This window comes from Bradyrhizobium sp. BTAi1, assembly GCF_000015165.1.
In the GTDB taxonomy this organism is placed as follows: domain Bacteria; phylum Pseudomonadota; class Alphaproteobacteria; order Rhizobiales; family Xanthobacteraceae; genus Bradyrhizobium; species Bradyrhizobium denitrificans.
This window is the reverse complement of record NC_009485.1, coordinates 8,134,755-8,157,785: the sequence shown is the minus strand read 5'-3', so window position 1 is coordinate 8,157,785 and position 23,031 is coordinate 8,134,755. Positions and strand designations below refer to the sequence as shown.

At 60.5% G+C, this 23,031-nt stretch carries 25 protein-coding genes and 1 pseudogene; 10 read left to right on the top strand and 16 right to left on the bottom strand.

Going from position 1 to position 23,031, the window contains the following annotated elements; translation table 11 throughout:
• Positions 1 to 66: 66 nt before the first annotated feature.
• Positions 67 to 324: a hypothetical protein gene (locus BBTA_RS36345; RefSeq protein ID WP_041751145.1), complete on the bottom strand. Its 258-nt coding sequence runs from the start codon at positions 322 to 324 to the stop codon at positions 67 to 69.
• Here BBTA_RS36345 and BBTA_RS36340 point away from each other — a divergent pair.
• Both BBTA_RS36340 and BBTA_RS39415 read left to right on the top strand, forming a co-directional pair.
• A complete protein-coding gene (locus BBTA_RS36340) occupies positions 323 to 547 on the top strand; it encodes a hypothetical protein (RefSeq protein WP_041751144.1) in 225 nt (74 codons plus the stop codon). The two genes, BBTA_RS36345 and BBTA_RS36340, sit on opposite strands and share 2 nt — an antisense overlap.
• Positions 548 to 700: 153 nt before the next feature.
• Positions 701 to 1,327 (top strand): helix-turn-helix domain-containing protein, encoded by a 627-nt coding sequence (locus BBTA_RS39415; RefSeq protein WP_168167945.1) that lies wholly within the window; start codon positions 701 to 703, stop codon positions 1,325 to 1,327.
• A gap of 10 nt (positions 1,328 to 1,337) precedes the next feature.
• On the opposite strand, the gene BBTA_RS36335 is transcribed toward BBTA_RS39415, so the two are convergent.
• On the bottom strand, positions 1,338 to 1,952 hold the full coding sequence (locus BBTA_RS36335) for an adenylate kinase (protein WP_049795447.1): 615 nt from the start codon (positions 1,950 to 1,952) through the stop codon (positions 1,338 to 1,340).
• 506 nt (positions 1,953 to 2,458) lie between these two features.
• Here BBTA_RS36335 and BBTA_RS39410 point away from each other — a divergent pair.
• The gene (locus tag BBTA_RS39410; protein WP_012047488.1) at positions 2,459 to 2,920 is read left to right on the top strand and encodes a helix-turn-helix domain-containing protein; all 462 of its coding nucleotides are present in this window, start codon (positions 2,459 to 2,461) and stop codon (positions 2,918 to 2,920) included.
• Between the two features lie 420 nt (positions 2,921 to 3,340).
• Positions 3,341 to 4,048, top strand: coding sequence for a helix-turn-helix domain-containing protein (locus tag BBTA_RS36325; protein ID WP_012047487.1), 708 nt, complete (start codon positions 3,341 to 3,343; stop codon positions 4,046 to 4,048).
• 281 nt (positions 4,049 to 4,329) lie between these two features.
• Here BBTA_RS36325 and BBTA_RS36320 read toward each other — a convergent pair whose 3' ends face one another.
• Positions 4,330 to 4,983, bottom strand: coding sequence for a BON domain-containing protein (locus BBTA_RS36320; protein ID WP_012047486.1), 654 nt, complete (start codon positions 4,981 to 4,983; stop codon positions 4,330 to 4,332).
• A gap of 142 nt (positions 4,984 to 5,125) precedes the next feature.
• Here BBTA_RS36320 and BBTA_RS36315 point away from each other — a divergent pair, with 142 nt between their 5' ends.
• The 4 genes from BBTA_RS36315 (at position 5,126) to BBTA_RS36305 (ending at position 9,847) form a co-directional block, all read left to right on the top strand.
• On the top strand, positions 5,126 to 5,935 hold the full coding sequence (locus tag BBTA_RS36315) for an SDR family oxidoreductase (protein ID WP_012047485.1): 810 nt from the start codon (positions 5,126 to 5,128) through the stop codon (positions 5,933 to 5,935).
• 98 nt (positions 5,936 to 6,033) lie between these two features.
• On the top strand, positions 6,034 to 6,258 hold the full coding sequence (locus tag BBTA_RS40485; protein WP_148221566.1) for a hypothetical protein: 225 nt from the start codon (positions 6,034 to 6,036) through the stop codon (positions 6,256 to 6,258).
• 162 nt (positions 6,259 to 6,420) lie between these two features.
• The gene (locus BBTA_RS36310; RefSeq protein WP_041751142.1) at positions 6,421 to 6,879 is read left to right on the top strand and encodes a host attachment protein; all 459 of its coding nucleotides are present in this window, start codon (positions 6,421 to 6,423) and stop codon (positions 6,877 to 6,879) included.
• Positions 6,880 to 7,135: 256 nt separating this feature from the next.
• Positions 7,136 to 9,847, top strand: a complete 2,712-nt coding sequence (locus tag BBTA_RS36305) for a bifunctional acetate--CoA ligase family protein/GNAT family N-acetyltransferase (RefSeq protein ID WP_012047483.1) — start codon at positions 7,136 to 7,138, stop codon at positions 9,845 to 9,847.
• A 30-nt stretch (positions 9,848 to 9,877) separates the two neighbouring features.
• On the opposite strand, the gene BBTA_RS36300 is transcribed toward BBTA_RS36305, so the two are convergent.
• Positions 9,878 to 10,501 (bottom strand): HdeD family acid-resistance protein, encoded by a 624-nt coding sequence (locus BBTA_RS36300; protein ID WP_148221565.1) that lies wholly within the window; start codon positions 10,499 to 10,501, stop codon positions 9,878 to 9,880.
• 512 nt (positions 10,502 to 11,013) lie between these two features.
• Here BBTA_RS36300 and BBTA_RS41185 point away from each other — a divergent pair.
• The gene (locus BBTA_RS41185; protein ID WP_201159211.1) at positions 11,014 to 11,256 is read left to right on the top strand and encodes a BON domain-containing protein; all 243 of its coding nucleotides are present in this window, start codon (positions 11,014 to 11,016) and stop codon (positions 11,254 to 11,256) included.
• 331 nt (positions 11,257 to 11,587) lie between these two features.
• Positions 11,588 to 12,556, top strand: coding sequence for a LysR family transcriptional regulator (locus BBTA_RS39405; protein WP_168167944.1), 969 nt, complete (start codon positions 11,588 to 11,590; stop codon positions 12,554 to 12,556).
• 37 nt (positions 12,557 to 12,593) lie between these two features.
• Here BBTA_RS39405 and BBTA_RS36285 read toward each other — a convergent pair whose 3' ends face one another.
• The 12 genes and pseudogenes from BBTA_RS36285 to trbE all read right to left on the bottom strand — a co-directional run bounded on the left by BBTA_RS36285 (position 12,594) and on the right by trbE (position 23,023).
• Positions 12,594 to 12,845 (bottom strand): hypothetical protein, encoded by a 252-nt coding sequence (locus tag BBTA_RS36285; RefSeq protein WP_041751139.1) that lies wholly within the window; start codon positions 12,843 to 12,845, stop codon positions 12,594 to 12,596.
• Entirely contained in the window at positions 12,842 to 14,464 is a 1,623-nt protein-coding gene (locus BBTA_RS36280; RefSeq protein WP_012047480.1) for an IS66 family transposase, read from the bottom strand. The genes BBTA_RS36285 and BBTA_RS36280 overlap by 4 nt, the downstream gene beginning before the upstream one ends.
• 2 nt (positions 14,465 to 14,466) lie before the next feature.
• Positions 14,467 to 14,514 (bottom strand): annotated as a pseudogene (locus BBTA_RS41510) (hypothetical protein); the annotation flags it as partial.
• Positions 14,515 to 14,684: 170 nt separating this feature from the next.
• A complete protein-coding gene (locus tag BBTA_RS41180) occupies positions 14,685 to 14,951 on the bottom strand; it encodes a transposase (protein ID WP_012047478.1) in 267 nt (88 codons plus the stop codon).
• A gap of 87 nt (positions 14,952 to 15,038) precedes the next feature.
• Positions 15,039 to 15,263 carry a DUF2274 domain-containing protein gene (locus BBTA_RS36270; protein WP_012047477.1) on the bottom strand — a complete coding sequence of 75 codons (225 nt, stop codon included), beginning with the start codon at positions 15,261 to 15,263 and terminating at the stop codon, positions 15,039 to 15,041.
• A gap of 2 nt (positions 15,264 to 15,265) precedes the next feature.
• On the bottom strand, positions 15,266 to 16,465 hold the full coding sequence (locus BBTA_RS36265) for a TrbI/VirB10 family protein (protein ID WP_012047476.1): 1,200 nt from the start codon (positions 16,463 to 16,465) through the stop codon (positions 15,266 to 15,268).
• Positions 16,465 to 17,442, bottom strand: a complete 978-nt coding sequence (gene trbG / locus BBTA_RS36260) for a P-type conjugative transfer protein TrbG (RefSeq protein WP_041751138.1) — start codon at positions 17,440 to 17,442, stop codon at positions 16,465 to 16,467. The genes BBTA_RS36265 and trbG overlap by 1 nt, the downstream gene beginning before the upstream one ends.
• Positions 17,443 to 18,123 carry a conjugal transfer protein TrbF gene (gene trbF, locus BBTA_RS36255; protein ID WP_012047474.1) on the bottom strand — a complete coding sequence of 227 codons (681 nt, stop codon included), beginning with the start codon at positions 18,121 to 18,123 and terminating at the stop codon, positions 17,443 to 17,445.
• Entirely contained in the window at positions 18,123 to 19,472 is a 1,350-nt protein-coding gene (trbL, locus tag BBTA_RS36250; RefSeq protein WP_012047473.1) for a P-type conjugative transfer protein TrbL, read from the bottom strand. The genes trbF and trbL overlap by 1 nt, the downstream gene beginning before the upstream one ends.
• A 4-nt stretch (positions 19,473 to 19,476) precedes the next feature.
• The gene (trbK-alt, locus tag BBTA_RS36245) at positions 19,477 to 19,812 is read right to left on the bottom strand and encodes a putative entry exclusion protein TrbK-alt (RefSeq protein WP_148221564.1); all 336 of its coding nucleotides are present in this window, start codon (positions 19,810 to 19,812) and stop codon (positions 19,477 to 19,479) included.
• A gap of 11 nt (positions 19,813 to 19,823) precedes the next feature.
• Positions 19,824 to 20,588, bottom strand: coding sequence for a P-type conjugative transfer protein TrbJ (trbJ, locus tag BBTA_RS36240; RefSeq protein WP_012047471.1), 765 nt, complete (start codon positions 20,586 to 20,588; stop codon positions 19,824 to 19,826).
• Positions 20,585 to 23,023 carry a conjugal transfer protein TrbE gene (trbE, locus tag BBTA_RS36235; protein WP_012047470.1) on the bottom strand — a complete coding sequence of 813 codons (2,439 nt, stop codon included), beginning with the start codon at positions 23,021 to 23,023 and terminating at the stop codon, positions 20,585 to 20,587. Before trbE ends, trbJ begins: the two co-directional genes overlap by 4 nt.
• Positions 23,024 to 23,031 lie beyond the last annotated feature (8 nt).

Sequence of the window (23,031 nt, the reverse complement as noted above, 5' to 3'; positions counted from 1 at the left end):
TCTTTGAATGTCACGCAGGAGCAGTCGATTGACGGCTGTCAGTGAGGTTTCCGCTTCCCGGCAAACTCAAGAGTGTCCTGTCGGATCGTGCGCGACGAGCAAGTCCTCGAGTTGAAGCAATTCGCGCAAGGCACCGATCGCCTCGGCTGCATCTTCAGCGCTGGCGGCCGATGAAAGGCGGCGGTGCAAATCCCTCCAGGCCGGCGGCCGCCCGCGCCGAAGTTCCTCTTCGACGAAGGCCCTGGCCTGAGAAAGCGTCGCCAGTCGCCGCGGCTTCGGCGTATCTTTGACGATGATCACCGGTTTGATTTGCAGTTCAATCATGGGGGGCATGCTCCATATGCTCCGCGGTGACGGTCGATGCGTGGGCGGAGTCGTTTCAGTTAATTTTTCCATCAACAACTTTTCGCAGTGTAAAATCAAAATGTTCGGGAGCGATCTTGATCTTGCGAAGCCACGCGCCGCCAAGGTTTTGCCACATTTGCGCCAGCACACTGCTCTTTTGATCGAGATCAACGATGAGAGTAGAATGAAATCAGAAGCTTGATTTTAAGTTATGGTACATGGGGCATCTGTCATGGTCACGCGTGCGGCAACCCACGATCGGGGCTTCGATCATTGCAAGTTCCATTCTCGACTTACAAAATGGCGAACGGTTGTAGCAGCTTCGAAGGGCCAACCGATTTGCGAACCGGACCGATTGGCAGACTACTGGTGGCACATCAAATCCGGCGCGGTCAGGCAGGCCCGGCTGCAAAGTAATGGCTTGCGATGCATACACGAATTCTTTCTGCCGAATGAGTGGTTCGTTTGCGACAACGCAGGCGAAGACACGGTTGTCGACGCCGTCTGCGACGGCACTGTGCTCGGTCGGTACAAGCGGGCCGATCTTGAGGGTCTTGCCGAGGAGGGCTCCTCGATTGCGCAAACTTTACGCGAAGCTCGGCTTCGACGTATCGCCAGAGCGGAGGAGCACATTTTCAATCTTTGGCATCAGCGATCGGTGGACAAGGTGCGTGTCTTTCTCGATCAGATGAGCGCGCGCATGCCCGCTAGAGCCGACGGATTTGTATCATTACCGATGTCGCGTTACGATATCGCTGATTATCTTGGTCTCTCCGTCGAAACCGTCAGTCGGGCGCTAGGTGACCTGCAAGCCCGCCGTATTGTAGAGTTCGATGGCGTTCGGCGACTGCGCATTCTCCGGATGCTGGCAACTTTACCCCCCCCCCCGGCAAATTGGGGCAAAGGGTCGCCAAGGGGTACAGTTTCTTTCGGCAGCATGATTGATGCATCAACGATAAGCTCATCTCGCGCCGATCGCTGAGGGCAGGGCATCAAGCGTCAGAGTCGAGTCCCTTCTGAGGGGGAAGGCACGCCAGAACCCGGTCGATCTCTTGTTCGACCTGAGCAATTGAAAGCATGCCGTTCACGGACTGCAAAAGGCCTTGTCCCCGATAATAATCGAGAACCGGAGCTGTCTGTCGATGGTAGGCATCGATCCGCGGCCGCAGCACCTCGGCATCGTCGTCGACCCGCCGCAACTCTCCACGGCTCCCGGTGTTTGCGTTCCGCGCAGCAATCCGATCAAGCAGTAACCGGTCATCCGCCTTCAGCTCAATCACCGCATCGAGATCGCGGCCTCGTTTCTTGAGCCGACGGCCGAGCGCCTCAGCCTGCGGTATTGTCCGCGGGAAACCATCAAGGATGAATCCTTTGGCGGCATCGGGACCATCAAGTTGCTTCAAGACGATAGTTTGCACGATATCGTCCGATACAAGATCGCCGCGCGCCATGGCATCCTTGATTAGCGGTCCGACCGGCGTGTCAGATGCGACCGCTGCCCGCAGTAGATCGCCGACCGAGAGGTGTGCGATTCCATACTTTTCAGCCACGCGCCGCGCCTGTGTACTTTTGCCCGCCCCCGGCGGCCCCAAGATGACAAGCCGCATCGGCTGACCTCCTTTGCATCTTGCCGCTGCGGAGCTGTCCACGATTGGCCTCGCCCCTGGAGGAGGTGAAGTAGCCTCGGGGCTGCTGCTGCGGGCCCCGCTTGAAAGACGCCTATTCGCAATCGTCCCAGACACAGAAAAATATCAAATATGTGGTGGGTGTGGAACCCATGTGCCAGTGTGGCAATTTTTTGACCTGAGCCCTTGAAACATATTTGACGCTGCCCAAATAATGCGCGCGCGATCTTTTTCAGGTCGCTCCCTCCGCCCAGTTCAATCAGCTATCGCATGCCACGTGCGGCCGCGCCGCTTTCGCGCGACTCGTCTCGCGCGCATGCGGCCAGAATACCGCAGTGTTACGAAAACTGATAGAGTTGCGAACCGCAGTCGCGTGCGCGAAAGGGCGAGAGGTATGCCCACCGGAACGCTTGAACGCATACTGGTGGCAAGTAGAAGCCGGTGCTGCTCGAAAGGTGCTGCTATCGCCCAGTGGGCAGCGGTGCATCTTGGAATTCCTCCTTCCGGGCGAATTCTTTGCATGCCATACCGATGGCCGCGCAGACCTCGTCATAGAGGCCATCGGCGATGGCACAATCCTGGGACGCTACGATCGCGCAGATATCGAGCGCCTCGCACGAGAAGATGGCGCCATCGCTGAAATGGTTCGGGACGCGACTGTCCGTGCGGCATTTTACATGGATAACCACATCAATAATCTCTGGCATCAGCGTTCGATCGATAAAGTGCTTCTATTTCTCACAGAAATGCAGACGCGTTTGGGGCAGGCGCCAGATGAATTCTTTTCGTTGCCAATGAGCCGTCATGACATGGCAGACTACCTCGGGCTTTCCATCGAAACAGTCAGTCGCGCACTGACGGAATTGAAGGAGCGCGGCATCATTGAATTTGACGGGCCTCGCCAAGTGAAATTCGCTCAGCCGATCGATCGTGGCCCTCGGAGACGCTAGTGTCCGCGGCGACCTGCAGGCTTCGCTTGTTCTTTCATGAGCGGGCCAATCATAGGCGAATGGCCTCGGCCCTAAATGCTTGATCTGCAGCCCTTCTGAGCCGCATTGAGCATTGCCGGGCCTTTAGATTTGGCACCGCCTGGCAGGCTTGTCGCCACCATGTCCCTTGGGCGTCAGACCAAGACAGCTTGCCAGATATGCAGCCATACAATCGCGAGCCGTCCACCGGTCAGTACCCGCCTTTGCGCGAGAGCGAAAATGGCTGAAAAATGAGTGATTTGTCAGACTCTTGACTCTTGCGGAGAATGATAATTTTTAACGCTTCAGCTCTTGAAATACAGATCGGGCCTACCCAAATCGACCGGCGCCGCCGCTATCCGGCGTCTCTCGCTCGACAAACGGTTTTGTATGGAGGAATTCATGCAGCTCCGCGCTTGTCACGATGACTTCGCGCGATCCGCTCCGCGTTCGCCTCATCATCGTCCCGAACAAAATCTCCAAAAACTACGGACAACTGTGGCGTGCGCGAAAGGACAAGAAATATGTCCGCCGGATTGCCTAAACGCTTATTGGTGGCAGGTGGAGACGGGCGCTGCTCGAAAGGTATTGTTGTTGCCCAGCGGACAGCGATGCATCATGGAGTTCTTTTTTCCGGGCGATTTCTTTGCATGTCACACTTATGGCTGTGCAGATATCGTCGTGGAGGCGATCTGTGAGGGCACGGTTCTGGGGCGCTACAAGCGTGTCGACATCGAGCGCCTCACGCGCGAAGATAGCAACATAGCCAGAATGCTGCGGCATGCGGATGTTTGCGCAGCCTTCCACATGGAGACTCATATTCTCAATCTCTGGCATCAACGTTCCATCGATAAGCTTCTCGCTTTTCTTACTCAGATTCAAAAGCGCCAGCGACGAAATGAGTTCATATCGTTACCGATGGGCCGGCAGGATATCGCTGACTATCTAGGGCTTTCCGTCGAGACGGTCAGCCGCGCGCTAACAGAATTGAAGGAACATGGCATCCTCGAATTCGACGGAACCCGCAAGCTGAAGATCGCCCCCCAAGCGTATGATTTTCTATCATTGCCTACCAATGCAAATAGCAATCAACTTATGACTGCGGCTTAAGGCGATGTGAATGGCCGCGCGATCGCCGGCCATGGGCCAGCCGGGTACGGAACAGAAGCATGGCAATCAAAGGCGAACGGCCTCAGTCCTGAATGCTTGATCTGCGGTCTTTTGAACTGGAGCAAGAGCAAAATACGCAACGATTGCCAGGGCGACCGCGGCGGCGACCGCGCATAGAAATGCGCGCATTGGAGTACTCCTTCGAATAAAGGCCAGTCGTCAGGCGAACGTGGAGAAGGGCGGCAGCAAGACCCGCCGCCCGTACCCCTGCGGCTGTCAACCTACGGGCTGACGACGATGCGGTTGTCAACCTTGGTAACGCCCGGCGCAGCCCACGCTTGCCGCCCCGCTTCCTCTCGCTCCGCCCACGACCGAACGGTGCCTTTGAGGATCACCTCGCCGCCATTGGCTTCCACGGTAATCCGATTCGCGTCAATCTCGGCAGTGCGCTTGAACGCGTCTTCGATCTTACGTTTGATTTCCGACGGCTGCACGCGCGGCTTGATGACGATCGAATTGATCACACCACGGACACCCTTGAGCCGGCGGACGGCCGATTCCGCCGTACTTTTCTGATAGTACCACTCGACATTTCCTTCGAGCGTAATCCAGCCGTTCTTGACGACCACGCGAATGTCATCGGCGGACAAGGGAAGTTGACTCTTGAGTGCGGAAACGGCATCTCGCGCGATATCTGGATCGGGACGTTCGTCGACGTTCGGGAGGCGTACCTCCAAATCGTTGGCGATGCCGCGGACGCCAGACACGCGCTTGGCTGCCGCTTCAGCTTCGTACTTGTCGCTCCAGCTTTTGACGAATCCAGCCAGCGTTACGACCCCCTGCTTGACCGAGACCGCGATATCGGTCGCGTCGAGATCCGGGTCCCATTGCAGCTCATCCTTCACGTCACGTTCGATCTCATTGTCCGTACGCATTGTCATCTCCAAAGCTTTAGCTCCGTTGGTTGTTAACCCCGTCTCGATTTCCGAGAAGCGGGGCTTTCGCAGGCTAGAATTGTTCGGGTCGCGGCTCGTTTCGCATTGACCGCCGTCAATTTCCTGGCAGGAAGCACATTCTATGGTGATTTCAATAATTGGAACCGGTGAGGTCCCCATTTTGGACATCCGCGGCAAGACGATTGTCATCACCGGCGCTGGCCAAGGTATCGGCCGGGAAATGGCAAAGACCCTGGCTCAGTGCAAGGCAAACCTTGCGATCATCGATCGCGACGCTTCCATGCTGGAGGAGACACTGCGGCAATGTGCTGGCTTGGCCGGCTTGGACGGCATGAGCAAATCCTTCACGCTCGACGTTACCGACGAGCCGGCGGTTGAAGATGCGTTCCGCAAAATCCGTCTTGAATTTGGCTCCATCGACGGACTGATCAACAACGCTGGCGTGGTGAGCGATGCGCTTCTGGTCAAGGCCGTCGACCACAAGGTGCAGCGGAAAATGTCGCTCTCAGAATTCAACAAAGTGATCGCCGTCGATCTGATCGGCGTGTTCCTGTGCGGGCGCGAAGCAGCCCTTCACATGATCGAGGAGCAACGCGGCGGGCTAATCATCAACATTTCAAGCATTTCTCGCTACGGCAATGTGGGACAAACAAATTACTCGGCTGCCAAGGCAGGCGTGGCGGCCATGACCGTGACCTGGGCCAAGGAGCTCGCACGCTATAACATTCGCGTCGCCGGTATCGCGCCGGGTTTTGTCGATACAAGAATGGTGGCCGGAATCCCACCAAGAATCCGAGAAAAAATTGTTTCAAGCATACCGATGCGCCGTCTGGCGACCCCTGCGGAAATAAGTCATGCAGCGACGTTTATCTTGCAGAATGACTACTACACCGGCCGCGTCCTGGAGATCGATGGCGGGCTCCGCTTATGATCCAGTTGAGATGGTGCAACGACCTTATTGACAACTGTCAAGGCGAACCCTTGCACCACTTCAGAATGTTCTGCTGAATAGCCACGGGAGAAGCTCCAATGCCGACGCAAGCTGAAATAGAAGCCGCAGCCCGCGTGCTCTGTCGGATGGCCTATTTTCAGATTCCCGCAAACGAAAGAATTTGTAGCGCCGATCAATGGCCGGATGAGGACGTTATCGATCACAAGCAACATCTCCGCACTACACCTTACAGGCGTTGGGAGACGTTCGTTCACGAGGCGCGACTTGCGCTTGAAGCTGCAGAAAACGTGAAAGGGACATGATTAGAAGTGCTGCCGAAGCCAGTCGCTTCCGATGAAGATGCGGGAGTGATAGCACTAACGTGCCGAGCCGTTCGTAGCAAGAACCAGTATGGCAGAATGAGTCGGCAACAGGCTCTTTCGCAGATGGTGACTGGAAGTGGTCATCCTCTTGAGTGACGCCCGATGACGAAGCTCAAAATCCCGCATGGCGCCTTTGTCTTCGTTGGCGACGGCCGCAAAGCTCTATTTTTACGGAATGACGGCGATGAGCACTATCTGGACTTGAAGACCGAGCGCGTATTTGTCGACGACAATCCCCCAGCACATGAGCAGGGTAGCGATCGACCTGGGCGCGTTTTCAAGCGTGCTCGGACAAATTTGCGCAGCGCTGTGGCGCAGACCGACTGGCACGAACTAGAAGAGCATCGCTTTGCCAAACGAGTGGCGACGGCCATGGAAAACTTGGTACGCGACCGTAACGCACGAGCGCTTGTGGTTGTTGCCCCGCCGCGAACGTTGGCAGACGTGCGCGAGGCGCTCAATCCTGCCATTAAAAAACGCATCATCGCGGAAATCGGAAAGGATCTGACCAAATATCCGATCTATGAGATCGAGAAACACTTACACCATTTCGTTGACTGAAGTCCGATGCTTGGTTCTGTGGACTTGCGGCTTGTCATAAAGCTGCCTTCTGAGGCCATGAGCAAACTTGATCATGCGTGTGTCGATTGACTGACGGGGTTCGGATAGCCAAGGGCATCAACGGAACCGAATGGCTAGACCACCGAGTGCCCAGAAAGTTCGTCGTTGCAGACCGGTGAGTCGGGTTACAATGGGTAACTCTCCCGCGCTTGCCCCAATGTCTCGATATCCAGGCTGCTCCTGATGAGAACGCGGCATGTCGACATACAGGCTTGAAAAGCTCTTGAATCCTGGGTCGATCGCGGTTGTCGGAGGAAGCCTGCGAGAAAAATCGCTTGGACGAGCGGTACTTCGAAATTTACGCACAGCTGGCTTTACCGGGTCAATCAGCCTGGTCAATTCACGATATCCTGCAATCGATGGCAACATATCTGTAAAGGCGCTTGCCGATCTCACCTCACCGCCAGATTTGGTTGTCATTTGCGTTCCTCCGGTCAGTGTACCGTCGGTCGTTGCGGAAGCAGGAGCCCGAGGTGCTGCCGCAGCTATCATTATCACCGCGGGACTCGGTCATGGCTCCGGCTCGCTTGCGGACGTATGCGAGCGCTCGGCCCGCGCGGCGGGACTAAGGCTGGTCGGCCCGAATTGCCTTGGCGTGCTGGCTCCCGGAGCGAGACTCAATGCAAGTTTTGCATCGCGCATGCCGCTGGCCGGAGACCTTGCAGTCGTCTCGCAGTCCGGCGCCATTGCGGCTGGTATGGTCGAGTGGGCTTCTCAGCGCACAGTCGGCTTCTCCGCGATCATCTCTATCGGCGATCAACTCGACGTCGACTTTGGAGACTTGCTTGATTTTTTTGCTTTCGATCGTGCAACGCGTGCCGTTCTCCTTTATGTGGAGTCCGTCAAGGATGCGCGCAAATTCATGTCGGCCGCACGCGCAGCAGCTCGTACCAAGCCTGTGGTTGTTGTGAAGTCCGGACGTCATGCTGCGGCCGCAAAAGCAGCGGCGACGCACACCGGCGCTATGGCCGGCTCGGACGCTGTATATGATGCTGCTTTCCGGCGAGCGGGTCTGTTACGTGTGCTTGACCTTGGTGAATTGTTCGATGCGGCAGAGACATTGAGTCGAGTCAAGACAGTCGCTGGAAAGCGGCTTGCGATCTTAACCAATGGTGGCGGCGCAGGTGTGTTGGCAATCGATCGCCTGCTGGATTTCGGCGGTGTTGCAGCCGAACTCTCGGAGGAGGTCCGCGCGCGTCTTGATACAGTCCTGCCCATTACTTGGTCGAAGTTAAATCCTGTTGATATCATCGGCGATGCCGATGCTGTTCGTTACGAAACGGCATTGGAAATCCTCGCCTCCGACTCCGCAAATGATGCCGTTCTGGTCATAAATGTGCCGACGGCGCTTGCCTCGGCAACGGACACTGCCAATGCGATTGTGAGATTCAACGAAAAGCAACAGAAAAAAGACGGTCTGCCGAAACCACTCTTTTCGGTCTGGCTTGGCGCTGGCAGAGACGTATCCGAAATCTTTGACCGCGCAAGGATACCACACTACCCGACCGAAACCGACGCCGTTCGTGGGTTCATGCACCTGGTCCACCATAGCGAGGCTGCAACGGCGCTCATGGAGGCTCCGCCAAGTCTTCCGGAGACTTTCGCCCCGGACACGTCGACCGCTCGCCGCGTCGTCATGGCCGCCATTTCCGAAACACGGGATTGGCTCGATCCGCTGGAGGTTGTCGAGCTATTCAATGCCTATGCTATTCCAATCGCTCCGACGGCATTCGCCGCTACGCCTGAACAGGCCGAAAAAGCCTGCGCCCCCTTCCTGACTGATGGTAATAAAGTCGCGGTCAAGATCGTTTCTCGCGATATTACGCACAAATCGGATGTGGGCGGGGTGCGGCTCAACCTTTCTAGCCCAATGGAGGTGCGAAGAGCAACCGAAGAAATGTTTGTGAAAGTCAAAGCCGCAAGGCCACAAGCACGAATAACCGGGGTCAGCCTTCATCCCATGATCGTGCGACCGGCCGCCCGCGAACTCATAGCCGGAATCGCAGATGATGAGACCTTCGGTCCCGTAGTTCTATTTGGCCAAGGAGGCACTGCGGTTGAGGCGATCAACGACAAAGCGTTGGCGCTCCCACCGCTGGATTTAAAGCTGGCGCATGAACTCATTGAACGAACGCACGTTTCACGTCTGTTGCGCGCCCATCGCAATGTTCCACAAGTCAACGTAAACGAGGTCGCCCTGGTATTGGTCAAGCTCGCGCAGCTTGTCGCGGACGTGCCCGAAATCCGTGAGCTCGATATCAACCCCCTGCTCGCGGACGACACAGGGGTCCTCGCTCTTGATGGCCGAGTAGTTGTGGGGAAAGTAGTTCCGAAAGTTACCGGGCGTGGCCACCCTCGTCTGACTATCCGGCCATATCCGAAAGAGTGGGAAAGGCATGTTTCTATTGATGAAGATTGGCGTCTGTTCATTCGCCCGGTCCGCCCAGAGGATGAACATCTGGTTCGCGCGTTCTTCGAGCGCGTATCACCAGAAGATTTACGGCTGCGTTTTTTTACTCCAGTCAAAGAGTTTAGTCGTATCTTCATCGCGCGCCTCACCCAACTCGACTACGCGAGAGCGATCGCATTCATTGCCATCGACGAAGCCAGCCACGAAATGATTGGCGGCGTTCGCCTTCATGCCGATGCAGACTATGATGTTGGAGAATATGCCATTCTTCTTCGCTCCGACGTCAAGGAACGCGGGCTTGGCAGGACGCTTATGAACTTGATTATCGAATATGCTCAAGCCGAGGGTATCAAAAACATCAAGGGCCAGATCCTACGTGAAGATGGGGCGATGCTACGTATGTGCCGAGAGCTTGGCTTTAACATCGTCGATGATTCCGAGGATCCGGGAATTTGCACCGCCGTGCTATCGCTTTCGGATAAGAAAAAGCTTCCGTGAACTCAATGATCGTTGTTTGTCGGCTAACGGTCAATGGAAACTCGGTGTGCTTTGTCTGTGCTGCTGTCGCAAAAGCCCGGACAGAACCAAGAGTGCCACAGCAAAAGCCAGTGCGTAACCGATCAACCAGCTACTGACCACATCCGCCGTGCTATCCGGCAAAGGACCTACGACGCCCAGCAGCAAACCCCAGACAATCGACACCAGCCCCGCCAATGCGAGTAGTCCCTGGACGTGGGTCTTCGACGTGCGCCGCGCAGCGGCGAGCAACAATGAACCGGTCGCGACAGCCCAGATACTGGCCAGCCGGACAAAGGCTGTCGCAGCGATGGCAGGCCATACGAGAATGGCGCTTGCGAAAAATAGATTGAGCGCGCCTTCAAAGATCAAGGTCCGCCATGCCTCACCATGCTTCATCTTGAGCAATCCAGCAGCGATCGCGGCTGCACCATCAGCCGCAACATAAATTGCAAAGAACACAACGAGGGTGGCGAATGTATGCGTGGGACCCCAAAAGAGGCTGATTGCAAGCCCAGCAGCAAGCACTGCGCGAATCGCAATCGCCCACCAATTGCGAGCCAGCCCAGCACCGCTCAAAGCGGAATGAACATCTGAAACGTCTTGGCCATTGGTGCTATCAGATGAAGTCATCATTATGGATCACAAAGATCACACGGGTCGCGCCAACGACGCTATTTCCGTTTGAACTTTCTCACATGATCGTTTATTTCGAGGCAAGTCAGTAGAGACGTGTAGGTCGCGCCTACATCGCCTAAAGTCGCCAAGCGCGTGCAGTGGGCGCGATCAGCCGGATCAAATTCCTTCCATTTATGTATGATTGTTTCATATGCCTCTCGCTCCCTGCGTATGCAACTATCGAAGACTAAAAGTGGCGCGGCAAGTTCCGCAATTGTTCGACAGTGCTGCTCGACTTTCAGATGCGGAGCACCCTCTGAAACGAACAAGACGGATGCGGCAACGACAAGCCTGATCAAGTGGCCATCCATTAAAGTTATAATAGTCGAGTAAGCCATATGGCGAGGGTGAATGGCCTGCAGGATCGCCGTCGTTCGAGAGCTATTCTGCTCACGCCTCGGTGGCAAACATTGACAACGGTCAATGATCGTTAACCCGTCACGCAAGTGCCTAAAATCTAGGTGCATACATTGACGATCGTCAATGCGATGTTGATCCAGTGTTGTAGACTTGAAAGCTATCCGAAAGCAGCGGAAGCAAAAATGATATCTCTATTTTGTGCGGACTCAACGATCAAACGCGACGTCGAGGATGAGATCAAGTGGGATTTGTCGATTGGCGATTCCAGTCATATTGCCGTCGCCGTCAAGGATGGTGTGGTGATCCTCCCTGGCTCCACAAAGAACTACATGGTTTCCTGCTCCAGGGGTTAGTAGCGTTGAGAACAAGATTGTCGTGTCGCTTTAGAGTTAGTCAAATTCGAACGCGCAAGGTCGAGATAGTAATGCGCGCTCAAACTTTTGCGAATTGAATGCGCTCGCTGTCTGTGCTGTCATTTAGGACACGGTCAGCGAACTGCACCCGAGGCTGCCTTGCACGTCACTTTGGGAGTCCTGGGGCGAAGGTGAAGATCGCCGGCGGATAGCGGGGGCCCTGGTTTATTCAAAAGGTCCCTGGCGAGTTGGCACTACTGCGCGCAGGGCGGTAACAGGAGCCGAGCGATTCGCGATGGTGTCATCACCTGACCGTAAGGCGCGAGCAGGAATGGACGACGCGATTTCCAGCCTCGGAAACGGGCTCATTTCCGCCATTGCTGGATCGAAGATTAACCTGCATGCAATATTGCAGTCGATTGTGGTGTTGGAGCAGCGAAGCTTCCATCGGGCTGCAAGCATAATCGGGACTGACCAGTCGGTAGTCAGCCGCAGAGTCCGTAAACTTGAGGACGAATTAGGTGTCTCGTTGTTTGAGCGGCATCGTGCGGGTGTTCGCCCGACAGCAGCTGGCAAGGAATTTATTTTCAAGGCGAAGGCGGCTTTATGCGATCTCGACTATGCGGTGAAGTCGGCACGAAGCGCCGGAAGTGGATCCACGGGCTTCCTTAGAGTTGGCTTTCTCTGCTCGCTCGCGTCCGGCTTTCTCCGGAAATTGCTGATAGAGTTTGGCCAAGGCCATAGTGCCGTTACCGTTGACGTGGCGTATGGAGGATCCCGCGATCACATTTGTCAGATACGCGATCGCAGTATGGATATAGCTTTCTTCACAGGAGTTCCTGAGCTCCCAGATTGTGATGTTGAGTTGCTCTGGCACGAGCGCGTTTACTGTGCGCTGCCGGAAGAACATCGGCTTTCTTCGCTCAATGCAGTTCAATGGCCGGATCTTCAAGCAGAAAGCTTTATAGTCAGTCGAGACGAGCCTGGTCCCGAAATCCACGAATACCTCATTCGCCGGCTCGCAACACTCGGCTTTCATCCGCGAGTAAGACGCTTGTCCGTCTGTCGTGAGAGTCTATTCCACCTAGTGTCGATGGGCTTTGGGGTGACGCTGACGAGCGAATCGGCCGTTGCAACTCCATTCCATGGCGTCCGATTCAAACCCGTAGACGGCGATGGAGATCTCCTACCGACGGTGGGCGTCTGGCTTCCCGGCAATGACAATCCGGCACTCCGGCGCTTCGTAGGCCTCGCTCGAGCGATGAAGAACGCGCAGACGTCTGGTCGGAATCCCAACTGAAACGTACGCATCCGGCGTAGGTCGCAGGCTGATTGGATCATTCCCGTTGCCAGCGCGTGAGCAGCTTGGGGTTTTCTTTGTAGAACCTGACGAGCTCGATCAGGTTTTCGATGCCAAAGTCGGTGAACGCCTGAACACCATCTTCGCCGACGCCATAGACCCAGATCAGGCCGTCCTCGATCTCCATTTCGATGGCAATGTCGCGCAGCCAGTCTTCGTCTTCACCGAGGTCCTTTGCGACCTGGGTGATGGTGGTGACGTGATGAACCTTGTTGACGTGCGTGGTCATGCCGCTCGAGCGGAGAACGCTGATGCCGGCGTCCAATTCCAGGGCAGAAGCTCGTCCAGCCGGTGAGCTGGGTGGGCGGCGATGCGGGCAAGGATATCCGTGAGCCAGGCCTGTGGATCGACGCCATTCATTTTGGCCGTGATGATCAAGCTATACATGGAAGCCGCGCGCCGTCCGCCGCGATCAGAGCCGCAGAACAACCAGGATTTTCGTCCAAGGGCGATGCCTCGCAAGCCTCTTTCGGCGGCATTGTTCGAGAGACAGACTCGGCCGTCCTCCAGGAACCGCGTGAAGCTCGCCCACCGCTTCAGGATGTAGTTGAACGTCTTGGCCAGGTCGTGCCCACGGGACAGCTTGGCGAGCTGCTCCCGCATATAGACCTGCAGGTCCTCGACCAGGGGCCGGCTCAGCGTCTGTCGCATCTCCAGACGCTCTTCGGGGCTCCTGCCATTGATGGAGCGCTCGATCTCGAACAGCGCATCGATCCGCCGCACGACCTCGACGGCGATGGGCGAGAGCGGGATCTCTTTCTTGCCGGTGGCCTTGCGACGCGCATTCTCTTCTATATCAGCCATGGCGAAGAATGGGCGCCGCGCATGGACCCAACACGCCGCTTCCCGGATCGGTCCAGGGTGGCGTCCCGCCAGATAGAGCTGGTTGTACCCGTCATAGGCGTCGGCCTGCAGGATGCCGGCATACCCGACCAGATGCGCCTGGGGATGCTCGCCCCTACGGTCGCGGGAGTAGTAGAACATCGCCGCCGGCGGCCCGGCGCCGCCAAACGGCCGATCGTCTCGGACGTAGATCCAGCACCGTGCCGTATCGGTCTTGCCCTTGGCCAGCACCGGCACCGTCGTATCATCGGCATGCAGGCGCTCGGCCGCCATGACATGGGCTTCGACCAGGCGCAGCAGGAGATCCAGCGACGCACTGACCGATCCCACCGCGTCCGCCATGGTCGACAGCGCGATCGGCACGCCTTCCAGGGGGTAGCGCTCAGCCTGGCGGTTTAAGGGCTGATGTTGGCCGAACTTCTCGAACATGATCATGGCCAACAGGCTCGGGCCGGCCCATCCCCGTGCGACGGCATGGAATGGCGCCGGGGCCTGGCTGATCTTCTCGCAGTCGCGGCAGGAGAACTTCTCCCGCACCGTCTCGATCACCTTCCGCTGGCGTGGTACCACTTCCAGTGTCCTCGTCACGTCCTCGCTGAGCTTGCGCAGACGATTGCCGCCACAGCACTCGCAAGCCGTCGGCGGTTCGATCACCACTCGTTCGCGCGGTAAATGCTCAGGGAACGTCTGGCGTTCGCCGCGCTGGCGCGTAAATCCGCGCACCGTCGTCGCCTTGGCCACAGCGCGCTCCGCCGCCAGCTCGTCTTCAGTGGCGTCACTTTCCAACTTGACGTGCTCCCCTGAATTCCGGCCAGGGATACCCGCAGCTTGCGGCCGGTTGCCAGCTGGTCGTGCACGAAGTCCATGGCCCAGGTCTCGTTCGATCGTGTGGCCGGTCGGCGGTCGTCCCGCAGTTTGGCCTTCACGCGACGCTTGGGCGTTTTGTTGAGCAATTGTAGGCCTAACTCGCGGTAGATGCGCCGGGTTTTGTTCTGACCATGACACCAACCCCCTCGTCGCAGCAGCACGTGAACACGCCGATAGCCATAGCGCACGCGCGTCTGGCAAATCTCCTTGATCCGTTGTTCGAGGGGCGCCTGTCCGCGCCGACGCGACTTGTAGTGATAGATGGACGTATCGACCAGCAGCACACGACACGCTCTTCGGATCGAAACACCCCAGTCGCTACGGACTGCGTCAACCAGCTTGCGCTTCCGGACAGGCTTCACAGTTTGCGGCAGATGACGTCCTGCAGCATCTCTTTGTCCAAGCTCAAATCTGCCACGACCTTCCGCAGCTTGGTGTTGTCGTCCTCCAGCTGCTTGAGCCGCCGCATCTCAGTCGGCAGCAGGCCATCGTACTTCTTCTTCCAGTTGAAATAGGTCGCCTGGCTGATCCCGGCCTTGCGGCAGATGTCCGCGACCGGCATTCCGTCAGCCCCTTGCTTCAGAATGAACGCCTTCTGGGCGTCCGGAAACTTCGAAGCCTTCATCGCTCTGCGATCCTCCCAGCCGGGGAATCGGCGCCGAAGACTCTAACCAAAAACGATCCAATTTTGCGGCCTCAGAGCACAGGCATTTCAAGTGTCGCGCTGCCGACGCGCTTTGGCGAACCCGCGATCTGTCGCCATGAATCGACGGATCATGTGAGGAATAAGTTTCACGGGATCGGACACGGGCTTGCTCGTCTCTCGTCCCAAGACCTCGGCATAGGCGATCAGCTCGCGGTGCACCTCAGCGGGCAGATCGAAGGACACCCTGACGGGCTTGTCGTCTTCGAGTGCGGCGAGTCTGAGTTTTGTCATCGCTATCCTCGATAGGGTTCGAGCACGAGATCGCGGGTGACGATCACGCGGACCGGAAAGCCAGGCCGGATGGTGAGCGTCGGCGCGACGTTGAGCTGCCGGCGGATGATTTCCTGGCCGGCATCGTTGATTGTATCCTGGCCACCGTTGCGGATGGCGCGCAGCAAGCGGTCATCGTCGTCGATCGCGAGCTCGGTGCCGACGCTCAGGAGCGTGGAAAGGCCAGCGGCTTTGGCGAGGTCCCACCAATGGTAGTCGACACCGTCCTCGAGGCCGGCGTATCCGGCCGCATCCGCGCCTGGCTGGCGCTCCAGGACGATTGACCGGCCGTTCGGCAGGATTAGGCGATTCCACACCAACAACACCCTGCGTTGGCCGAATTGCACGGCATTGTCGTACTGGCCGATGATCCGGGTGCCTTGCGGCACCAGAAGTAGTCTGCCGGTCGGACTGTCGTAGATGTTTTCGGTCACCTGGGCGGTGATCTGTCCGGGAAGATCGGAGCGAATGCCGGTGATCAAGGCGGCCGGGATCACCGCCCCGGCTTGCAGCACGTAGGGCGAGGCCGGCGGCATCACACGATCCGGAGCGACAGTGCGGCGATCGGCAGCGGCGTTGAGGAAGGCCAGTTGCCGATCCTGCGCGCGTTCTTGCGCCGTCGGCATGTTGAACTGGCCGGGAAGCCCGAGGCCGGACAGGTTCGTGTTGGTGGCGGCGCCGCCAGGTGCAGGCGAAGCGGCAAGCGCCCGCGCCTCGGTCTGGAAGAAGACGCGGCTCGTGCGCGCAGCTTCCTGCTCGGCGAGGCGACGCTGCTCCGCGGCATCCACGGTCGGCTGGATCGTCGGGGGGACGACCGGCTGTCCGCGATCTTGCGCGCTCAGGATGGGGCGGCCCAGGTCGCCCGGCAGCGGTGGTCCAAGCCGCGGGCCGGTATAGTCGCGCGGCAGCCCGGCGAGTCCATCGGCCGTGGGCCGGTTGGTGGTGGAATAGAGTTCCTCGTTGCGGGGGCCGGCATCGCGGGTTTGCAGCGCGTAGATCAGGGCGCCGCCGAGGCCGATCGACGCGACCAGGCCGATCCCCGCCAACGCCTTGCGGGACAATCGGGTGACGCGGGGCGGGTCGCCGCGCAGACGCATAGGCGCCGCGGAGTCACGCGGACCTTGTTCTGTCTCAAGGCGGTCAGGATTGTCAGAGCTGGTCATTACGATGGCCTCCCGTCGCTGCGCGAGATCCTGATCTTTTGCTGGCGGTCACCGCTGCCAAGGCGAAGCTCGGCGGCGCCGAAGAGGCGATCGACGATTAGGACGTTCTGGTAGATGCGGCTGTTGGCGATCTGGAGCTCGCCTTCCGAGCCGATGACGAAGAGCGGCGGCATCTCGCCCTGAACGATGCCGCGCGGGAACTCGACATAAACCCGCCGTCCATCGTCATAGATGGCGATTGGTCGCCAAGGCGGATTGTCGCCGCTCAAAGCGTAGCGATAGTTGCGCGCCGCGGCGGCGGGGATGACCGGCGTCGCCGGGACACCCGCACGCTGCGAAGCGGGAAGTTGTGGATAGGCCCATGCCACGGCCGGCATGTACGGATTGGCGCCGGCCCGCAGCTCGATCATGTAGCTGCGGCGATCGGTGGTGATGACAAGGTTGGTGGTGATGTCGGGCCGCGTCGGCTTTACTAGCACGTGGACACGGCGCGTGATCCCCGATCCGCTTTCGGTGTCGCCGATGATCCAGCGCGCGGTGTCGCCGGCGGCGATCGGGCCGGCGCCGGTCAGGCTCTCGCCAGGCTCAAGCGCGATGTCCGTGATCTGTCCCGGCGAGGTGTAGACCTGATAGAGCGCGCCTTCCGACCATGGATAAATCTGGATGGCGTTGTAGTAGCCCTCTCGGCGAGGCTCGACGCGGGCGGCGGCATTGGCGTTCGCCACCCGCGCCGTCGGCGAATTGGCGGCGGCCCCGCCATGGCTGGGAGTCCAAGCGGGCGGAATGTGCAGCGGTCGCGGCCGCTCGTCCGCGATTGCCGCTGGAACGGCCGGCAATGGCGGGACATCGGAGTCATAGCTGATCTGCGGCGGCCTCTGCGTGGCGCATGCGCTCAGCAGCGCGGCCGACAGGAGCGCGGCAGGGATTGCGTATTTACGGAAAACCGGCTTTGCGGCACAAACGTTCTCTCGATTCATTTACCCCAGCTCCCGCGACCAGTTGATCGCATTGACGTAGATGCCGAGCGGATTGGCGCGCAGCCGCTCTGCGTCACGCGGCGGCTGCACCACGATGGTGAGGATGGCGGTCCAACGTTCGGTCGATGCGAGCTGGCCGTTCTCATAGCGCCGCTCGGTCCAGGCCACGCGGAAGCTGTCGGGCGACGCTCGAATGACGCTCGAAACGTCGACCGCGACCTGTTGCTTGCCCACTTTGGTGAAAGGGTCGTTGGCGCGTGCGTAGTCGTTCAGAGCCGCAGCGCCACGGTCGGTCGTGAAGTCGTAGGCGCGCAGCCAATTCTGCCGAACCACGATCGGATCGGCCGGGATCGAGCGGACCTGCTCGATGAAGCGCGCGAGATGGAACGCGATCTGAGGATCGGTCGGGCGATAATCGGCGACCGCAGGTGCGACTGCCTGGGCTTGGCCGAGATTATCGACCTGCACGACCCAAGGGACGACGGTGCCCCGCGCCGATTGCCAAACCAGCGCACCGGCGAAGGCGGCCGACAGCGCGAGCGAACTGAAAGCCATCAGCCGCCAGTTTCGGGCCTGCACGCGGGCCGAGCCGATGCGCTCGTCCCAGACCTGCGCGGCGCGCTGATAGGGCGTCTCGGGCTCAGGTGTCTTGCCGTAATGCGTCGAAGGTCGCTTGAACATTATTGGTCTCGCTGGGAAAGGTTAACGGAGCTGCCGCCGCCATGGCTGTCGCCGCTGCGGATCGCGTGCGCGGCGGCCATGACGCCGTGATGGAGCTGCTGGGAGCGCTTCATGCGGCGGGCCCAGGCGGGCGGACCGTCAGACACGGGAGCTCCTGACGCGTTGACCGCGCCGCCGATGGTGCCCATCGTTGAAGCGCCGCCGGTCGCCTCGAAAGCGGACTGGGCGCCTCGGGCGTAGCTGGAGCGCATGCTGTCGGCCGCGTGAGAGACCGCGCGGCGAAGCGGCGAGATGGCCGCGCCTCCAGCCGCCCGTGCGACACCGCCGAGGCCGGAGGCAACGCCGGCCGGACCGGATTGTCCGGCCGCCCCGAGGCTGTAAGCGGTCGCCGCGCCGCCCGCGAGGGTCGCGCCTCCGCGCGCTGCCGCGGCGGTGCCCGAGATCGCGGCCGCGCCGCCGCGCAAAGCGAGACCGCCGGCGGCACCCGCTGCGACCACCGCGCCGCCGGCGGCAAGGCCGGTGCCCACGGCCGCGCCGGCGCTGAGCTGCGGGCCGCTGCTGACGAGGCCGTTGGCGATGCCGGGCCCGAAGATCCCGAGGCCGAGAAGCGAGAGCGCCGCGAGCACGATCGCCATGGCCTGATCTATCGTCGGGCTGGCGCCGCCGAAGCCGGCGGTGAACTCGGAGAACAGCGTCGAGCCGATGCCGATGATGACGGCGAGCACCAGCACCTTGATGCCGGAGCTGATGACGTTGCCGAGCACGCGCTCGGCCATGAACGCGCTCTGCCCGAACAGCCCGAACGGGATGAGGACGAAGCCCGCGAGCGTGGTCAGCTTGAACTCGATGAGAGTCACGAAGAGCTGCACCGCGAGGATGAAGAACGCGAGCAGGACGAGCGCCCAGGCGAGGAACAGGCAGGCGATCTGGATGAAGTTTTCGAAGAACGACCAGTAGCCCATGAGGCCCGAGATCGAGTCGAGCAGCGGACGGCCGGCATCGAGGCCGGTCTGCGCGACGCGGCCCGGGCGGAGCAGATCAGCCGTCGTGAAGCCGGTTCCGCTCGCCTTCAGTCCGAGGCCGGCGAAGGACTCGAAGACGATGCGCGCGAGGTTGTTCCAGTTGCCGATGAGATAGGCGAACACGCCGACGAACAGCGTCTTCTTGATGAGGCGGGCGAGGATGTCGTCATCGGCGCCCCAGCTCCAGAACAGAGCGGCGATCGTGACGTCGATCACGATCAGCGTCGTCGCAACGAACGCGACTTCGCCGCCGAGCAAGCCGAAACCGGAGTCGATGTATCGAGTAAATACCTCGAGAAAATGGTCGATGACGCCAGTGCCGCCCATGATTCTACTCGCCGTTCGGCGCGGCGCCTTCGCCGCGCGTCTCGCCGGTGGGCCGGCTCGCATCCGACGGGCTCGTCGAAGGTGTTGTCCGCGGCATCAGAAATCGTCGGCGGCTCTCCGCCCAGGCGCGGAGGCATGCCCGATCGCGCGGCCCGGCCTCGCCGAGGCTCTGGCATCGGAACAACTCGTCTCGCAGCGGGTCGGCCGCACCCACCTCCGCTTGCCGGGCTGGAGTGGTTTCAGGCCGCTCCACTTTCCGGGTCAGCTCGATGACCGTCGCGGTGATCGCGACGGCGACGAACGCGACAGCTCCGATTCGGGCGAGAGTCTTGGCGTCCACGGGACGCGCCCTCATTTGCCGCTATTCGGGAACATGCGGGCGTTTCCGGCCTGATAACCGGCGCCGGGCGTCAGGAAGCGCCGGCGCTGTTCACGTCCTTGCTCGGCCGCGGCCGCGCGCTCGGCATCGGCGAGAGCCCGTGCTCGCCCATCGGCTGCCACGACAGCAGTCAAGTCGGCGAGTTGTTGCGCTTGGAGTGCGAGGATCTGGTTGCCAGCCTGTGTTGCTTGCAGCGCGCCCGTGGCGCCTTGGCTCTGGCCGACCAGCGCCGACATCTCCGTGCGGTTTGTGTCGATGTTGCCGACCACACCGGCCTGGACGCGCATCGCGTCCTGAAGTCCGCCGACCGTATTCTGCCAGCGCGTGCGCGCATCCGCGATCAATTGCTGATCCGATGCCGAGAGTGACGCGTTGCCATAAGTGGTCTGGAACGCGCGGTCGACCTGCTGCACGTCGAAGGCGATGTTCTGCGCCTGGCCGAGAAGCTGCTGGGTGCGCTGGACGGACTGATGGAGACGCTGCAACGAGGAATACGGCAAGCTCGCGAGATTGCGCGCCTGGTTGATTAGCATCTGCGCTTCGTTCTGGAGCGAGGTGATCTGGTTGTTGATCTGCTGCAGCGCGCGCGCCGCCTGCAGCACGTTCTGCGCATAGTTGGTCGGGTCGTAGACGATCCACTGGGCTGCGGCAGGCGCGACCAGGACCGGCGAAAACCAAAGCGGAAGTGAAAGAGCCGTCGCGGCAAGAAGCGCCGCGCGGGAACGACGGACAATCATGATTGTGTCTCCAGGTTGGTGAGGTTTGGGATGAGATCGGCGGCCCACGCGACGCCGCGCAGGTGCAGCCATGCCGGCAGGAAATTCTCACGGCCATGTTCGGCGACGATGCGCTCGATGGCGGCTTGATCGGCCTTGGAGGACGCGGCGCACAGGGCGAGAGCGACGTCGGAGAGGCCGAGTTCGAAGAGCCTGTTGCCGCGTCGCGACTGGCAGTAGTAGTCGCGCTTCGGCATCGCGCGCGCGAGGATTTCGATCTGGCGATCGTTTAACCCGAACCTGCGGTAGATCGCAGTGATCTGCGGCTCGATCGCCCGCTCGTTCGGGAGCAGCACTCGCGTCGGGCAGCTCTCGATGATGGCCGGCGCGATCGGTGAATTGTCGATGTCGGAAAGCGACTGCGTGGCGAAGACGACGCTGGCGTTCTTCTTTCGGAGCGTCTTCAGCCACTCCCGGAGCTGGCCCGCGAAGCCTTCGTCGTCGAGCGCCAGCCAGCCTTCGTCGACGATCAGCAAGGTCGGCCGCCCGTCGAGGCGATCCTCGATGCGGTGAAACAGATAGGCGAGCACGGCCGGCGCCGCGCCGGTGCCGATCAGGCCCTCGGTCTCGAAGGCCTGGACCGATGCCTCGCCGAGATGCTCGTGCTCGGCGTCGAGCAGGCGGCCATAGGCCCCGCCGACACAAAAGGGCCGCAGCGCCTGCTTGAGATCGTTTGATTGCAGGAGCACCGCGAGGCCGGTGATCGTGCGTTCGACGACGGGAGCGCTGGCAAGAGAGGTCAGCGCGGTCCAGAGATGCTCCTTGACCTCGGGTGTGATCGCCACGCCCTCGCGCATCAGGATCGCGACGATCCAGTCGGCGGCCCAGGCGCGTTCGGGGACATGGTGGATGCCGGCGAGCGGCTGCAGCGAAACGCTCTCGGCGGACCCGTCCGTGAGACCGCCGCCGAGGTCGTGCCAGTCGCCGCCCATGGCGAGCGCGGCGGCGCGGATCGAACCGCCAAAGTCGAAGGCGAAGACCTGCGAGCGGGAATAGCGCCGGAACTGAAGGGCCATCAGCGCCAGCAGCACCGACTTGCCGGCGCCGGTCGGGCCGACGACGAGCGTGTGACCGACGTCACCAACATGCAAAGAGAACCGGAACGGGGTGGACCCTTCGGTCTTGCCGAACAGCAAGGTGGGTGCACCGAAGTGCTCATCCCGTTCCGGCCCCGCCCACACCGCCGACAGCGGGATCATGTGGGCGAGGTTGAGGGTCGAGATCGGCGGCTGGCGCACGTTGGCGTAGACATGCCCCGGCAGCGAGCCGAGCCAGGCGTCCACGGCATTGATCGTCTCGGGCATCGCGGTGAAGTCGCGGCCCTGGATGGCCTTCTCGACCAGCCGCAGCTTTTCGGCGGCGATGCGGGGGTCATCGTCCCAGACCGTCACCGTCGCGGTGACATAGGCCTCGCCGGCGTAGTCGGCGCCGAGCTCCTGGAGCGCGAGGTCGGCGTCGGCCGCCTTGTTCGCGGCATCGGTGTCGACGAGAGCCGAGGCCTCGTTGGTCATTACCTCCTTCAGGATCGCCGCGATGCTCTTGCGCTTGGCGAACCATTGCCGGCGGATCTTGGTCAGCAGCCTGGTTGCGTCGGTCTTGTCGAGCAGGATCGCGCGCGTCGCCCAGCGATAAGGAAACGCCAGCCGGTTCAGCTCATCCAAAATGCCCGGCGTGGTTGCCGTCGGAAAACTGACGATCGTGAGCACGCGAAGGTGTGCGTCGCCGAGCCGCGGCTCGAGGCCTCCCGTCAGCGGCTGGTCGGCCAATAACGCGTCGAGATATATCGGCGTCTCGGGCACGCGCACGCGATGGCGCCTGGTCGAGATGCAGGAATGCAGGTAGGTCAGCGTCTCGCCGTCATCGAGCCAGGCGCATTCGGGCATGAAGGCTTCGATGAGCTGCAGGACGCGATCCGTGCGGTCGACGAAGCCGCTTAGGATCTCGTGCGGATCGACGCCGCGGTCGGCCTTGCCCTCGTAGAGCCAGTTCTCGGCGCGCGCGGCGTCCTCGGCCGGCGGCAGGTAGGTGAAGGTGAGGAAGTAGCTCGACTCGAAATGCGCACTCGCTTCCTCGAAGTCCGCCTTGCGCTCGGCGTCGACCAGCGCAGACGCGGCATCGGGAAAGCGGCTCGACGGATAGGCGCCGACGCCGTGACGCTGCGCCTCGACGAAGATCGCCCAGCCGGAGCCGAGGCGCCGGAAGGCGTTGTTGAGGCGGCCCGCGACGGCGACCAGCTCGGCCGGCACGGAGGAGTCGAGGTCGGGGCCGCGGAAGCGTGCCGTGCGCTGGAAGCTGCCGTCCTTGTTGAGGACGACGCCCTCTGCGGCGAGCGCTGCCCACGGCAGGAAGTCGGCGAGGCGCGAAGACGTGCGGCGATATTCGGCGAGGTTCATCATCGGCCGCC